At 42.9% G+C, this 14,477-nt stretch carries 10 protein-coding genes and 1 tRNA gene; 7 read left to right on the top strand and 4 right to left on the bottom strand.

Annotation, left to right across the window (positions count from 1 at the left end; translation table 11 throughout):
* Positions 1–718: 718 nt before the first annotated feature.
* Entirely contained in the window at positions 719–1,774 is a 1,056-nt protein-coding gene (gene psbD / locus HUN01_RS24805; RefSeq protein ID WP_179066789.1) for a photosystem II D2 protein (photosystem q(a) protein), read from the bottom strand.
* Between the two features lie 351 nt (positions 1,775–2,125).
* Here psbD and HUN01_RS24800 point away from each other — a divergent pair, with 351 nt between their 5' ends.
* From HUN01_RS24800 to HUN01_RS24785, 4 genes are all read left to right on the top strand, one after another.
* On the top strand, positions 2,126–2,398 hold the full coding sequence (locus HUN01_RS24800; RefSeq protein WP_012410874.1) for a UPF0367 protein family: 273 nt from the start codon (positions 2,126–2,128) through the stop codon (positions 2,396–2,398).
* 13 nt (positions 2,399–2,411) lie between these two features.
* On the top strand, positions 2,412–3,089 hold the full coding sequence (locus HUN01_RS24795; RefSeq protein WP_181928406.1) for an ABC transporter ATP-binding protein: 678 nt from the start codon (positions 2,412–2,414) through the stop codon (positions 3,087–3,089).
* Between the two features lie 253 nt (positions 3,090–3,342).
* Positions 3,343–3,894: an NYN domain-containing protein gene (locus HUN01_RS24790; RefSeq protein ID WP_181928405.1), complete on the top strand. Its 552-nt coding sequence runs from the start codon at positions 3,343–3,345 to the stop codon at positions 3,892–3,894.
* Positions 3,895–4,038: 144 nt separating this feature from the next.
* A tRNA-Asn gene (locus tag HUN01_RS24785) sits at positions 4,039–4,110 on the top strand.
* A gap of 378 nt (positions 4,111–4,488) precedes the next feature.
* On the opposite strand, the gene HUN01_RS24780 is transcribed toward HUN01_RS24785, so the two are convergent.
* Both HUN01_RS24780 and HUN01_RS24775 read right to left on the bottom strand, forming a co-directional pair.
* The gene (locus HUN01_RS24780; RefSeq protein WP_181928404.1) at positions 4,489–5,457 is read right to left on the bottom strand and encodes a PrsW family intramembrane metalloprotease; all 969 of its coding nucleotides are present in this window, start codon (positions 5,455–5,457) and stop codon (positions 4,489–4,491) included.
* Positions 5,450–6,373 (bottom strand): class I SAM-dependent methyltransferase, encoded by a 924-nt coding sequence (locus HUN01_RS24775; protein WP_181928403.1) that lies wholly within the window; start codon positions 6,371–6,373, stop codon positions 5,450–5,452. Before HUN01_RS24775 ends, HUN01_RS24780 begins: the two co-directional genes overlap by 8 nt.
* A gap of 85 nt (positions 6,374–6,458) precedes the next feature.
* Between HUN01_RS24775 and mscL the strand changes: the two genes are divergently transcribed.
* The gene (gene mscL, locus HUN01_RS24770) at positions 6,459–6,938 is read left to right on the top strand and encodes a large conductance mechanosensitive channel protein MscL (RefSeq protein WP_338044494.1); all 480 of its coding nucleotides are present in this window, start codon (positions 6,459–6,461) and stop codon (positions 6,936–6,938) included.
* 123 nt (positions 6,939–7,061) lie between these two features.
* Here the strand turns inward: mscL and HUN01_RS24765 are convergent, their stop codons facing one another.
* Positions 7,062–8,741, bottom strand: a complete 1,680-nt coding sequence (locus HUN01_RS24765; RefSeq protein ID WP_181928402.1) for a DUF3352 domain-containing protein — start codon at positions 8,739–8,741, stop codon at positions 7,062–7,064.
* A gap of 550 nt (positions 8,742–9,291) precedes the next feature.
* On the opposite strand from HUN01_RS24765, the gene HUN01_RS24760 reads away from it, so the two are divergent.
* Both HUN01_RS24760 and HUN01_RS24755 read left to right on the top strand, forming a co-directional pair.
* Entirely contained in the window at positions 9,292–11,931 is a 2,640-nt protein-coding gene (locus tag HUN01_RS24760; RefSeq protein ID WP_181928401.1) for a M1 family metallopeptidase, read from the top strand.
* A gap of 804 nt (positions 11,932–12,735) precedes the next feature.
* Positions 12,736–14,460 carry an ABC1 kinase family protein gene (locus HUN01_RS24755; protein WP_181928400.1) on the top strand — a complete coding sequence of 575 codons (1,725 nt, stop codon included), beginning with the start codon at positions 12,736–12,738 and terminating at the stop codon, positions 14,458–14,460.
* The last annotated feature ends 17 nt before the right edge of the window (positions 14,461–14,477 follow it).

The following is a 14,477-nucleotide window of genomic DNA, read 5'->3' as shown; positions in this document are numbered from 1 at the left end:
CTTTTATTCTCCACACAGAAAGTATTGGAGGATCGACTAAGGCATAATGCGTGTGTGCATATTTAAATCAGACTTTATAGATGCCATTGCTCACATCTAGTCAGTCCCCAAGGTTTGATATAAGATATTTTTCTTTTTAAGAAAACTTAAACGTATTGGTTTTACCCACAGTAAGCATCGCCATCTAAGTTTTCAAAACCAAGCATTGATAAAACAAAATTCACCTATAAAAAACTATCCGCCCTGATTCAGATCGGTTGATCTAAGTCAGGGCGGTCTAGCGGGTCTTCAGGTTGCAACCAGACTGCCGGAAGGAACTCCGAGCTTGCCTAGCTACTTGAGCTAACTTAGTATCTCAAAGATGACTAAGGCTAACTTTTAGAGAACAGCCCCGGCACACAGCCGGCTAACTGCAACCTGATGACCCATGCATTTACTACTTTCTATCATGGGCATCACCTCCTTATTGCCTAAGCGGTCTTAGTTTCAAAAGGGCAGAGGATTTACTCTGGGTTCATAACCTTCACCTAACATAACATACAAATTTAGAGATATTAACCATATACAGAAAAAAATCTCCCACCTTTTGGTGGGAGATTACTGGAGAATGGGGAAAATTGACGTTTTATTGGCTTATTACAAGAAGATTATTTAATCTGCGAGGTGTCAATTTTCGGCAACCACAACTCTTATTCAGTTTATGGTCGGCTTTTTATTCTTAGAGAGCGTTACCGCGAGGTAGAACTTCCTCAGGGAATACAAATTGTTCGTGGGGTTGATCTTGAGGAGCCATCCAAGCGCGGATACCCTCATTCAGCAAAATGTTTTTGGTATAGAAGGTTTCAAACTCAGGGTCTTCCGCCGCCCGTAATTCTTGGGAGACAAAATCATAAGCCCGCAGGTTGAGTGCTAAACCGACGATGCCGACGGCACTCATCCACAAACCTGTGACTGGCACGAACAACATGAAGAAGTGCAACCAGCGTTTGTTAGAGAAAGCAATACCGAAAATCTGTGACCAGAAACGGTTTGCTGTCACCATTGAGTAGGTTTCTTCAGACTGGGTAGGATTGAAGGCGCGGAAGGTGTTAGCACCATCACCGTCTTCAAACAAGGTGTTTTCCACTGTGGCACCGTGAATGGCGCACAATAGAGCACCACCCAATACACCCGCAACGCCCATCATGTGGAAGGGGTTGAGTGTCCAGTTGTGGAAGCCTTGCAAGAATAGTAGGAATCGGAAAATTGCCGCGACGCCAAAGCTGGGTGCAAAGAACCAGCTAGATTGTCCCAAGGGGTACATCAGAAATACGCTGACGAATACTGCAATGGGAGCAGAGAAAGCGAGGGCGTTATAAGGACGGATACCTACCAGACGGGCAATTTCAAATTGCCGCAACATGAAGCCAATCAAACCAAAGGCTCCGTGCAGAGCTACGAATGGCCACAAACCACCCAATTGAAACCAACGGGTGAGGTTGCCTTGGGCTTCTGGCCCCCACAACAGCAATAGGGAATGTCCCATGCTGTCGGCGGGGGTGGATACTGCCACTGTCAGGAAGTTAGCACCTTCTAGGTAAGAGGAGGCTAACCCGTGGGTATACCAAGAGGTGACGAAGGTTGTGCCGGTCAGCCAACCGCCTAGTGCTAGGAAGGCGCAGGGGAACAATAGTATCCCTGACCAACCTACGAATACGAAGCGATCGCGCTTGAGCCAGTCGTCTAGAACGTCAAACCACCCTCTACTGGGGGCGCGTCCAACTGCGATGGTCATGAGAGCAAATCTCCAAATGTTTATAAGTACAGGTTGTATCTGTATTATAGATGGCTAAATAAAAGCCTTCTATATGCAGAAAGTTAACCAGGTTGTTAACCAAGTTTACAATTTTTTACACACCTTTAATCATATTAGGTGTAAATCGTTAATTTTTCTAGGGGTTTTGTCATAAAAATTAATTTTTGATTGAGATTGAGGTGGGGAGACAAGAAGGGAATAGGTAACAGGTAACAGATTATTCTCTATCACCTGTTACCTCTCCCCTAATCCCAATCCCCAATGCCCATTTCCCTAGAATCAGTCAGCTGACGCTAAAATGAGTCCACAGTTAAATTTGATTATTGCTAAATGTTTACCATCGATTTAAGCATCAGAAACACTGCTTTCCCGATCTCAGTACAACGTAAGTCAGCAGAGGATGCTGAGGCTGTCTATCAGCTAATTTTGGCAGCAATCCGTTCTGGGAACCCTGACATTGTAGAACTCAAGTGCGAGGGCAAGACAGAGAAAAAAATTGCTGTCCGCGCTAGTGAAATTTCTGGGGTGCAGATTGTTCAGAAAGATGGTACAACCCCTGGTGGTGGAAGACCACCAGGCTTTTTCGCTGTAGCCGCTGAGTAACCAAGGTTGACAAATGGCTCAAGTGGGCATTGAGGTCAAGGATTTAAATTTCAGTTGGCCTAATGGAGAGAAAGTTATCAAATCTTGCTCTTTAGAAGTACCCAAGGGTGAGTTTTGGATGCTCTTGGGTACAAATGGCAGCGGAAAATCTACGTTACTGAAACTGCTGGCGGGGTTATTAGCTCCTGAATCTGGCGAAATTAGGGTTTTGCACCCCGTTGGCTTTGTTTTCCAAAATCCAGATCATCAACTAGTGATGCCAACTGTTGGTGCTGATGTGGCTTTTGGATTGGTGGAAGAAAAGTTGCCACCTGCTGCTACCAGAGCCAGGGTTGAGGAGGCGCTAGGGGCGGTGAATTTGCTTACCCTCCAACGACGCCCTATCTATGCACTCTCTGGAGGACAGAAACAGCGAGTAGCGATCGCAGGTGCGATCGCCCGTCGCTGTGAAGTCTTATTATTAGATGAACCCACTGCCTTACTAGATCCAGATAGCCAGTTGGATTTAGTTGCTGGTGTTCGCCGCCTTGTCAAAAGTCGAGGTATTACAGCCCTGTGGGTGACACATCGATTAGATGAGTTAAATTACTGTGACGGTGCTTTTTTGCTAGAAAAAGGCTCTCTGGTGGATAGAGGTGAAGCTCAACGCCTCAAACAACGTCTGATGGAGGTACACAGCGAAGCCTCCTAATTAAGTGCTGAGTGCTGAGTGCTGAGTAAGTGAAATTCATTGTACTTAGCACTCCTGAATACTACTAAAAAAGAACTGTAACGCGCCTTTTAAACAAAGGCGCGTTTTAAGTTTGTGCGTCTGTCTGAGGTTTGAGTTTTGTGAGGCTGCCGTATTTTTTATTCTGTGTAGCATAGTGTTACAGACAATGCATCAATTATTATAAAACTTATGAATGAATTTTGTTAACTCTAGAAAATTGTGATTAAAAACCATGCCCCGTTCCTTACTCCAAGCCGTTTTGTTAGTGGACGGCTACAATATAATAGGTGCTTGGCCTTGCCTTAAAAAAACGCGTGATAGTGTTGGATTAGAGGCCGCACGGGGCGAACTTGTGGAAGCAATGACCGGTTATAGTGCGTTTCAAGGTTACACAACTCAGATAGTTTTTGATGCCCAATATCAGAACACCTCTAGTAATAAAGAAATTATTACTGAGCTTTTATCTGTTTATTACACTGATTTTGGGCAAACAGCAGATACTTATATTGAAAAATCCTGCGCTTCTTTTCGCCAGCAAATAGCTCAATCTTTAATTTCTCGTGTAATTGTTGCTACATCAGATCGGGCACAGCAGTTGATGATACAAGGGTATGGGGCTGAATGGTTGTCGGCACAACAACTCTGTGGTGAAGTGGAAGCTACCGTCTGCCGGATGCGACAAAAGTATCATACGCGCAAACAATCTAAGAGTAGGTTTTTAGCTAATGCGATTGATGCTAAAGCGCGGCAGCGTCTGTCTGAATTACGAATGGGATTACAGTGAATATTTAGTATTTAAGAGTCTCTGCTTAAGTTCCTGAATGGATTTTGGCTGCAAAAGTTATCTAAATTAAGCATCTAAAAAAAATATTAGCGAAAGTACTTGCCAAATACTATTTTTAGCCCTAAGATTATAAATCGTGAGTGGTCCTCAGTAGCTCAGTGGTAGAGCGATCGACTGTTAATCGATTGGTCGCTGGTTCGAATCCGGCCTGGGGAGTTTATAAATTTTGGATTTTAAATTTTCGATTCTAGATTATACATCAGAAACGTCACTGCCGCTTGACTCGGCTGTGACGTTTCTGAATTATGGCTCTTTTGGTGCTTTTCCTAAACTTGGTATTCAAGGTCACAAATAGTTCTCGATCAATAATCTCATAGCGATTTCTGTGTTCACGAAGTGTCTTGGAATGGGAATCGCCACCAAATAGCTGTAGGTCAGCAGTCATCTAACCCACTGGAGTTGTTTGCACAGAAACCCCCTAGTACAGCACGGCGGAAATAAACCACCCATTTCCAATCAACAAAACCCTTACGCTGTTTTAATTTTTAATTTTTAATTCCGCCTTGCGGTACTAGCCTTATCCTGAATCATATTTTAAAAATACCGACGACGGGCGGAATGTCGCAAATAGCGATAAATGCCCCAAGCTAAAACTCCAAAAAAGAGATTTAGTAAAAACCGACTAAATATAAACCACAAAATATAAGTGTCAAAAAGCTTTGACGGACTCAAAGGAGTAATTTTCCTGGCTAAGAGAAACAGACCAAAAATAGCATTTCCACCCAGCACAAGGGCAAAAAGCACTAAACTCCTTTGCCAATAACGGCGTTGGATTGTACGGTCTGAAATTAGGGTAATTACAGGTTTACCTTGCACTTTTCGCAGTAATTGTTCCAGTCGCCAAAACATCCACAACAGAAATGGAAATAAACCATAACTTAGGAAACGTAGGGGTAATGAGTAACCCCAAGCAATAGATAGAACATTCACTAGGGCATGACATATTACAGAATTTAGCCAAGCCCGAAAAATGAACTTCTTGTCTCGATTTAACCGAGTGTGGGAGGAAATATAGATTCCTAATGCGTATCCCCAAGGTGCAGAGAACATCGCGTGGACTGGCGTACCAATAATCCGGTCAGGAATTGATGCTGTACCATGAAAAAGGTAAATCCAGTTCTCTTCGGCAGTGAATCCAAGGGCAACGGCTATGGTAAAGAGGAAAACAGTAGAGGGAAGTAATCGATACTTGCGTTGCAGATAGTAGGTTGGGACAACAACCGCAGCCAACTTGCAGCCTTCTTCAATTGGGCCTATTTCCACAAGCTGCCGCAAGGCTGTACCAGGAAGCGATCGCTTAATCTGATGCCAGTCTACAAACCTGTTAGCTACAATTTCAAAAATCCATTCTAGGCTAAGGGCTAAAATACCACATATTGCCCCGATGATAAAGAACATCAGCAATCTCAACAGAGGCGGGGCAAATGGTATCCGATAGTAGTAGTAGCCTAATAGCAGCAAGGGTGGTATTGCTGCCCACAATACTATAGATAAATCAACCACTCACCTGAGCAATCACTGTGCGGTGACGGTGGGTATTGTTGGTGATAGTAGGAGTTTGGAAACCCGCCTCAACAATAGCTTGCTCAATGTCCAAAGCAAAATATTCGTCTAAATACGGTTCAGTACTTTTGAGCAAAGTCAAAATGTAGGCTGGCATTTTCTGGTAAACTTCAGATTTGGGATTCATATCCATGATTGCCAAGTAGCCACCTGGACGTAGCACACGCCGCATTTCAGCGAAAATCTGTCGGGTTGCTGACTGGGGTAATTCATGGCACATCAGGAAAATCGAAACTAAATCAAAAGAGGCATCAGGTAGTCCAGTAGATTCAGCTTGGGCATGAAGCCAGTTTATTTTAGCTTGGCGTTGTTGGGCGCGGTAATGAGCAACAGCTAAAAAGTAGGGAGATAAGTCTAAGCCTGTAATTTTGGTATGGGGATAAATTTCTTGTAGAGCAAAACTACTCAAGCCAACACTACACCCTACATCTAAGATGTCTTGTGGCTCATTGGCGATTTGATTTTTCAGGATATTGTGGTAACTTTGGCGCAGCATGGGATCGCCTTGCGCTTCTTCAGCGCCCTGCCAAATCTTAGCGTGGACAGCGTAAGCAGCAGGTTCTACCTCAAAAGCGGCTTGCCAACTCAGATTTCCAGTTTCGTAGGCATGAAATGAGGTGACGTAATAATCGGGATAGGAAAGCTGAGGATTTTGTACTTGAGTTAAATCAGCCTTCCAATCACGCGCCTGTAGTGTTTCGACTTCTTGCGTCCAAGGTACACCAATTCTCTCGGCACGTTTAATCATCATTTGTCTAGCTTGATGCTTGGCTAGGTTAGCTAAAGGCTGGATTGCCAATATGCCATTTACCAAGCGGGAAGCTAAACCAAGATTAGTGTTTACAGCAGCAGTCATAAATCAATTTGCATTTAACAGCCTTTTTTACTTATGACATAGTTGCTGGACAAAATCTATCTCAACAGAGAGGGCACAAAGGCGAATGTCATATAAAAAAAGACTACAACTAACTTATTCAGTCTCAAGTATGGCAAGAGCAAGAAGAAGTGCAAGTGGCTTTTTAAGAGATTTTCAAGAATTTGCCCTCAAAGGCAGTGTAGTTGACTTAGCGATCGCAGTCATCATCGGTACTGCTTTTAGTCGGGTTATCACCGCCTTTGTTGAGGATGTGATTATGCCATTGATTAACCCCTTAATCAGTGTGACTGGTAAAGACTGGAGAACAATCACTATCGGCCCAGGGATTGCGATCGGTCAGTTTCTCGGCGCAATACTTGACTTTTTAATCATTGCTTTCATCTTATTTGTAGCAATTCGCGCTTTGCAAAAATTCAAGAGACAAGAGGATGTTCCTATTCAATCTCCGTTATCAGATCCTAAGCTTGCAGCTCAGGAAAGACTGACTGGTGCTTTAGATAGGCTCAACCAGACATTAGAATCTCGGAATAATCAAGTTTTGTGAGTGGAGTGGGGAGATGAGGAAGAAGGGGAGCAGGGGGCAGGGAGCAAGGGGGAGAAGAGAGACAAGAGAATAACCCATGCCCAATGCCCAATGCCCAATGCCCAATGCCCAATGCCCAATACCCTACTTCGCAGTAGGCTTGAGAGCTAACAACATCTCCAATTCACTAGTAGATTTATCAGGGCTAGTAGAGGTAAAACCAATACCACGAACAGAACTCAGGATGGTTATGGTATCGGGGTTAGACGAGATAAAACTATTAATCAGGGGTACAGTTTTAGTTTTATCCATATCTAAGTAAAAATAGCCACCGTTGGGCTTTTGCAAAGAACTAGTAACGGCTTTGAAAGCGTCACTATTGTCGAGAGATGAATTCTTGCCATCGGCAACTGCGTCAGCAACAGGGCCACCAACAGCTACAAATACGGTATCTTGATCCAGCCAACCATGTGCCAATAAAGCTCCTTGTCGGGGGATTTGCCATTCAGTTACATCTTTACCACCGATATTTCTGTTAGCTACGTTAATTTGCTGGGTTTTGGCGAGGGTATCCAATTTTGTTAAGGTGGCTTCGGCAGTTTTGCGATCGCTAGTATCAAATACTAAAGCACCCCCAAAACCAACACTTGCTAATACTCCTTGATTTGATGGAATCGCACCAAAGGCAAATTCCCCATTCATCCAGCCAAAAATATCCTTATCCAGGTCTATATTGACAAATTTCAGTTGTCCTCGTACCTGTTCAAGACCTTGCTTCATTTCTGGATAATCTTTTGACTGTTCTACTAGTGCTTCCCAGCCACGGCTGATGCCATTTCCGCTAACCAAAGCAAAGGTATCAGTGGGAAATTTCCCGACTATATTCCCAGGACTTGATTGATACTGAAATTTATTTAGTTGCGGATCTAAATTAGCGATCGCTTTTACCCGCACTCCTGCATCATCGACACCAATACCCGCCACCACAGATTTTATCTGCTTTAGTTGTGTCAAGGTTTGTGGAGGTAACTGCTTTACCTGGGGATTTCCGGCTGCTAATTGCTGTACCATCCCTGCATAGTCTGGTACATAAATTTGGGCAAGGCTGTTTTTGACATCCACTCCTTTAAGAATATTGCTTGCACCTTCTTTACTGGCAAAAGAAGACTGTCCCTTAAAGGTATCAATTGCTTTTTCTACAGCTTGTTTTTCAGGCGCTAATACTAAGTGACTATTATTTAAAACTACGCTATAAGTAGGCTTGCCATTTTCTGTAGTTTCGACAATTTTTTGACCTTGATAGTCAGATTCCTGGAATTTCACCCCTTTTTGTGACTTCAATTTGTTAGCAAAATTCAAGGCACTCAGCTTGTCTTTGATTCCCACCACTATGAGGATATTCTGTTCCTGCTGTAAATTTGTTGGTAGATTAGGTGCCCCAGAGGGGACGTTGAACTGTGCAGGTTTCACAGGATTTGGTGGTAGTACAGCAATCATGACACCACCAGCCCAAGGCTTTATGTCTTTTTCATAAGAAACGTTACCGTCACGGAACATTTGCTTATTGAAATTTTCCAGATTTTTTGCCACTAATTTTTGTGCTTCTGGAGTGCCAAACTGCTGTAATTTTGCCCAAGCTTCAGTGTCAGTAGTAATATAAGTTGCCATCAATGCTGTTGAAGGTACTACTTTAGCACTACCTAAAGCGTCTGAACTACTTCCTGATGGGCCTTTAAAATACGTATAAGTTGCTATACTTCCTGCTACAACAACTACAGCAGCACCAATAGCAGGAATGAGAAACTTTGATTTACTTTCAGGCATTTTATTATCCTCTTTTGCTCAGATTGTCACCGAGATTTATACAAGTGTCATTGTAGAGTTTTCGGATTTCTTAATAATTTCCGCTCTTTGATCGGTATTTACTGATAAAATTAGTAGTCCTATAAGTTAGCAGTCTAATAGTTACTCTCAAAAATACTTCAAAGGGATGATGAGCAAATCCGCAAATGATATGCTGTTCATCTCAAAAAAAATAGCCTGATCAACAGCAGCAAGCTATCCTAAGTTATAAGAATAATTAGGAGTATTTGTACTTAATGAGAATCTTTCGAGGGGCAAGAGACTCTTGACTCAGTGACAAAAAAGTGCAAAACATCAGGAAAAGTAAATGCGGTAGGAATATGGAAAAAAGTCCCAGGTTCGACAGCCGGCCTTTGGAAGTTGGAGTGAGATTAATTTCAATCCCTAATCCCAAAGGGAAGTTCTCACCTCCATAATGCCCTATTAATTTGGGAAATATACACACCGCTATTTTGCTTAACAACATCCAGCCAAGCCAGACTTTTCAGGATTACAAGGTCAGTAAGGATCAATGTCGAAGTCTTATTTTGATACAGATAATAACGGACACAAACCTTTTGAGTTACCGGGAGCAAGACCACAGTACAACCCCGATCGCCCCGGACAGGTAGAGCATATTTTTCTCGATCTCAGCTTGGATATTCCAAAGCTTTGCTATCAGGGCAGTTGTAGCATTCGCCTCTTACCAATCCGTAATGGCATTGATAGTTTGACTTTGGATGCTGTAAACCTGAATATCGAGTCTGTGCAGGTAGACGAGGTTCCACAAAGTTTTGACTACGACGGGGAACAGCTTTCCATTCAACTTTCTGAGGCGACTCAAATTGGTAAACGCTTGCTAATTGCGATCGCCTATTCAGTGGCAAAACCGCAACGCGGTATCTATTTTATTCAACCAGACAAGCATTACCCAAATAAGCCTACGCAAGTTTGGACTCAGGGAGAAGACGAAGACTCTCGCTTTTGGTTCCCCTGCTTTGACTATCCAGGACAACTATCTACTTCGGAAATTCGCGTCCGTGTTCCCAACCCTCTCGTGGCTATTTCCAACGGCGAATTGATTGACACTACAGAAGATGGTGATTATAAAATCTACCATTGGTCACAGCAACAAGTTCATCCTACTTACTTGATGGCCTTAGCAGTAGGTGATTTTGCTGAAATTCGGGATGAGTGGAAAGGTAAACCAGTCACCTACTACGTAGAAAAGGGACGGGAGGAAGATGCTAAACGCAGCATGGACAAAACTCCCCGGATGATCGAATTTTTGAGCCAAAAATATGGTTATCCATACCCTTTTCCGAAATACGCCCAAGTTTGCGTCGATGACTTCATCTTTGGCGGCATGGAAAACACCTCCACAACTCTATTAACAGATAGATGTTTGCTGGATGAACGCGCCGTTTTAGATAACCGCAACACCGAAAGTTTAGTCGTCCACGAACTCGCCCACCAGTGGTTTGGTGATTTGGTGGTGATTAAGCATTGGTCTCATGCTTGGATTAAAGAAGGGATGGCTTCTTATTCTGAGGTGATGTGGACAGAAGAAGAATATAGTCCAGAAGAAGCAGCTTACTATCGTTTATTGGAAGCTCGTCGCTACTTAAGTGAAGATAGTAGCCGTTATCGCCGGCCGATGGTAACGCACGTTTACCGAGAAGCGATTGAACTTTACGATCGCCACATCTACGAAAAAGGGTCTTGTGTTTATCACATGATTCGGGCCCAATTGGGAGATGAATTATTTTGGCAAGCTATCCAAACATTTATCCAAGATAATGCTCACAAAACTGTAGAAACAGTAGACTTACTCAGGGCGATTGAAAAAGCTACCGGACGTAATCTTTTGTTCCTCTTTGACCAATATGTTTATCGTGGTGGTCATCCCGATTTTAAAGTGGCTTATTCTTGGGATGGGGATGCTAAGTTAGCAAAAATTACAGTAACTCAAACCCAAGCTGCTGAAGGTAAAAATGGCAGTAAGGATTTGTTTGATTTAAAAATACCTATTGGTTTTGGCTATACGCAAGAAGAAGTGAGGAGTGAGGAATTAGGAGTTAAAAATAATTCCAAACTCATAACTCCTAACCCACAACTCAAAACTTTCACCGTCCGGGTGAATGAACGTGAACAAAGCTTCTACTTTCCCCTAGAAAATAAGCCCCAATTTATCAGCTTTGATGTTGGAAATAATTACCTAAAAACAATAGCTTTGGAGTATCCAATATCAGAGTTAAAAGCACAGTTAGAATTTGATCCTGACCCGATTTCCCGTATTTATGCAGCAACAGCTTTGGCGAAAAAAGGCGGGTTAGAAGCTACTATTGCGCTTTCTGCTTCGCTAAAAAATGACCCATTGTGGGGTGTGCGTGTGGAAGTGGCAAAACAACTGGCCAAAATCAACTTAGATCAAGCCTTTGATGGCTTAGTTCCTGCTTTAAAAGATAAAAATGCTTACGTGCGACGATCTGTAGTGGAAGCACTTGCTCAAATCAAAACAGCTGAAAGCTATAAGATTGTGAGAGGGGTGTTACAAAAAGGTGATCCTAGCTACTATGTGGAAGCAGCAGCTTCTCGTGTAATTGGGGCGATCGCATCGGCAAACTTGGAAGAAAAACCCAAAGAAGACAAGGTATTAAAGCTGCTGAAATCCGTTTTAGAAGAGAAAGCGGGTTGGAATGAAATCGTGCGGAGTGGTGCAGTTGCTGGTTTAGCTGAATTCAAAACTTCGGAAACAGCTTTAAATCTGCTCATCGAATACACCAAACTTGGTGTACCGCAACCTCTGCGTCTAGCCACAATTCGCGCTTTAGGAAAGATTTCTGTCGGTCAAAGTCCGGCTAATTTGGAAAGGATTTTAGAAAAATTAGCAGAACTAGCCAAAGAAACCTTCTTTTTAACCCAAATAGCCGTAGCCGCAGCGTTAGGACAAATGGAAACACCCAAAGCAGTGGGTATTTTGCGATCGCTCGCTGAACAAACAGCCGATGGGCGTGTGCGTCGCTATGCTGAAGAAGAAATTTCCAAGGTGCAAAAGAATATTGGTTCAGAAAAAACCCTGCGTCAACTACGTGAAGATTTCGACCAACTCAAACAACAAAACCAGGAATTGAGAAGCCGTTTAGAAAACTTGGAGGCCAAATCTAAATAGCACTACATGATAATTAAAAGTAGCTAATTGGTAATTAGTAATTGTGACAAAATCACTATAGTAGTCCTAAATGATATGTGAGAAAGATTGAAGAATTCAGAAGTCAGAATTCAGGGGCGGAGCCGGAGACGCTCCGCCTCTGGTCAGAATCAATGAGTGGGGGATTTTAATCCCCCACTCATTGTAAACCGCTAAATCTTCTCTTTCAGAGACGCTGCGCGAACAATTTAGCGGGGGTCTTAAACCCACTTATTCATTCGCTTTTTGATTCAGAATTCAATTCTGAATTCTGGCTCCTGACTCCTGAATTCTGTTTGATAAAGTCTGTAATGCTTGCAAAATTAGGATTTTTCTATTCGTAAATTCTCATAGATCAGATGGGATTGCTATACCAATTAGCAAGGTTTTATTTGACAGTGTAATTTGTTTATAGACACATCGAATATTTTATTTTTCACTGAAATCGCAAAGTATAAATAAAGATAACATCAAGATCCCCGGCTTCCGTGAGAAGTCGGGGATCTTGTATAGGTAAATATTTATATATATATAAAGTAAAGTTAAGAAAAGATAAAATCATCCAAAACGTGGAAAATAAGTTGTAGTTTTATAAAGTATAATTAAGAAAAAGATAAACATATCTAGGCAGTAGCAATAAGCTAAAATCGCCTCGAACACTATCCCTGAAGGGTAAGGTTCTAGTTGTTTTAGATAAAAGACTACTAGCTATCTTGAACTTGCAACTAACTTGTAGGTCAGGAAAAAAACATTGTAAATTTTTCAGTTGAAGAGGCAAAAAAAGGCGTGGGTCAGTATCAACCTGCTCAACTAAAACTCTATAATCCAGATGCGATCGCTCGCTACTATAGTTATCGTCCTTGGCTAGCCTGGGGGCGACTGCTGAGAATTATCTCCTCCTTTGCAGGATTTATATTCAATCTGAAGTGGGACGAATGGCAAGATAAAGTTGAGCAGAACAAGGGTAAACGAGCTATCCAGTTGCGAGAACTGCTGACCCGCCTCGGCCCGACTTTTATTAAAGTTGGTCAAGCCCTCTCTACTAGGCCTGACCTGATACGCAAAGATTTTTTAGAAGAACTGATCAAGTTACAAGACCAGTTACCACCTTTCGATAATGCGATCGCTTACCAGATTATCGAAACTGAGTTAGGCCGTCCAATCCACGAGAGTTTTAGCGAACTGTCACCTAGCCCAGTAGCGGCTGCTAGCTTGGGTCAAGTATACCGGGGTCGTCTGGTCAGCGGCGAAGAAGTCGCAGTCAAGGTGCAACGCCCGAACTTACACCCGGTAATCACCCGCGACCTATATCTGATGCGTTGGGCAGCAGGTTGGCTAGCTCCTTGGTTGCCTTTAAATCTCGGTCACGACCTAACTTTAATTGTGGACGAGTTTGGCACAAAGTTATTTGAAGAAATTGACTATATTAATGAAGGCCGCAACGCCGAGAAGTTTGCCAGCAATTTCCACAACGACCCACAAGTAAAAGTTCCAGGTATTTACTGGCGTTACACCAACACCCACGTTTTAACCCTGGAATGGATTAACGGCTTCAAGCTGACGGACACTCAACGCATCCGCGAAGCAGGTTTAGATCCAGAAGCGATTATCCAAATTGGCGTTACATCAGGATTGCAACAGCTTTTAGAACACGGCTTTTTCCATGCTGACCCTCATCCCGGCAATTTGTTTGCTGTACCCGATGGTCGTATGGCTTACATTGATTTCGGCATGATGGATCAGTTGGAGGAAAATACCAAAGAAACGCTAGTGGATGCGCTAGTACATTTGGTAAATAAAGACTACACCGACTTAGCCGAAGACTTTGTAAAACTAGGGTTTTTGACTCCTGACACGAATATTTGCCCGATCGTGCCAGCATTAGAAGCAGTGCTAGGAAACGCTATTGGCAAAAATGTCAAGGATTTTAACTTCAAAACTATTACCGATGAATTCTCGGAACTGATGTATGAGTATCCTTTCCGAGTCCCGGCAAAGTTTGCTTTGATTATTCGTTCCTTGGTGACTCAGGAAGGTATTGCCCTGAGCCTCAACCCGGATTTCAAAATTATTGAAGTGGGTTATCCCTACATAGCACGGCGGTTGCTGACGGGCGAATCGCCGGAATTACGGCGACGATTATTGAATGTGTTGTTCAAAGATGGTAAATTTCAGTGGCAGCGGTTAGAGAATTTGATTGCGATCGCTCGTACCGATAGCAACTTTGATGTATTGCCTACAGCCCAGATGGGATTCCAATATTTAATCTCGGAAGAAGGGAAGTTTCTGCGTCGACAGTTGGTGCTTGCTCTCACCGAAGATGACCGCCTCCACACCGAAGATGTCCAACGCCTGTGGAACCTGGTTAAAGATGACTTAAAACCGGATCGTTTATTAAATGTAGCGATCGGCATTTTAACAGAGTTATCCAGAGAAGGTGCGGCGGCTATTCTCCCAAAATCTACATTCCTTGCGCCTTTTACTGGAAACCAGTCAGCAAGTAAAAACTAAAAACCTTTAATATAAAT

Origin of the sequence: Nostoc edaphicum CCNP1411, assembly GCF_014023275.1 — a bacterium.
Lineage (GTDB): Bacteria > Cyanobacteriota > Cyanobacteriia > Cyanobacteriales > Nostocaceae > Nostoc > Nostoc edaphicum_A.
Note: the sequence above shows the minus strand (reverse complement) of the source record. Positions and strands in the feature narration are given on the sequence as shown.

What these genes read in the sequence shown, in the direction of transcription:
- psbD (WP_179066789.1), bottom strand. Translation starts at nt 1,774, where the DNA reads ATGACCATCGCAGTTGGACGCGCCCCCAGTAGAGGGTGGTTTGACGTT.
- HUN01_RS24800 (WP_012410874.1), top strand. Translation starts at nt 2,126, where the DNA reads ATGTTTACCATCGATTTAAGCATCAGAAACACTGCTTTCCCGATCTCA.
- HUN01_RS24795 (WP_181928406.1), top strand. Translation starts at nt 2,412, where the DNA reads ATGGCTCAAGTGGGCATTGAGGTCAAGGATTTAAATTTCAGTTGGCCT.
- HUN01_RS24790 (WP_181928405.1), top strand. Translation starts at nt 3,343, where the DNA reads ATGCCCCGTTCCTTACTCCAAGCCGTTTTGTTAGTGGACGGCTACAAT.
- HUN01_RS24775 (WP_181928403.1), bottom strand. Translation starts at nt 6,373, where the DNA reads ATGACTGCTGCTGTAAACACTAATCTTGGTTTAGCTTCCCGCTTGGTA.
- mscL (WP_338044494.1), top strand. Translation starts at nt 6,459, where the DNA reads ATGTCATATAAAAAAAGACTACAACTAACTTATTCAGTCTCAAGTATG.
- HUN01_RS24765 (WP_181928402.1), bottom strand. Translation starts at nt 8,741, where the DNA reads ATGCCTGAAAGTAAATCAAAGTTTCTCATTCCTGCTATTGGTGCTGCT.
- HUN01_RS24760 (WP_181928401.1), top strand. Translation starts at nt 9,292, where the DNA reads ATGTCGAAGTCTTATTTTGATACAGATAATAACGGACACAAACCTTTT.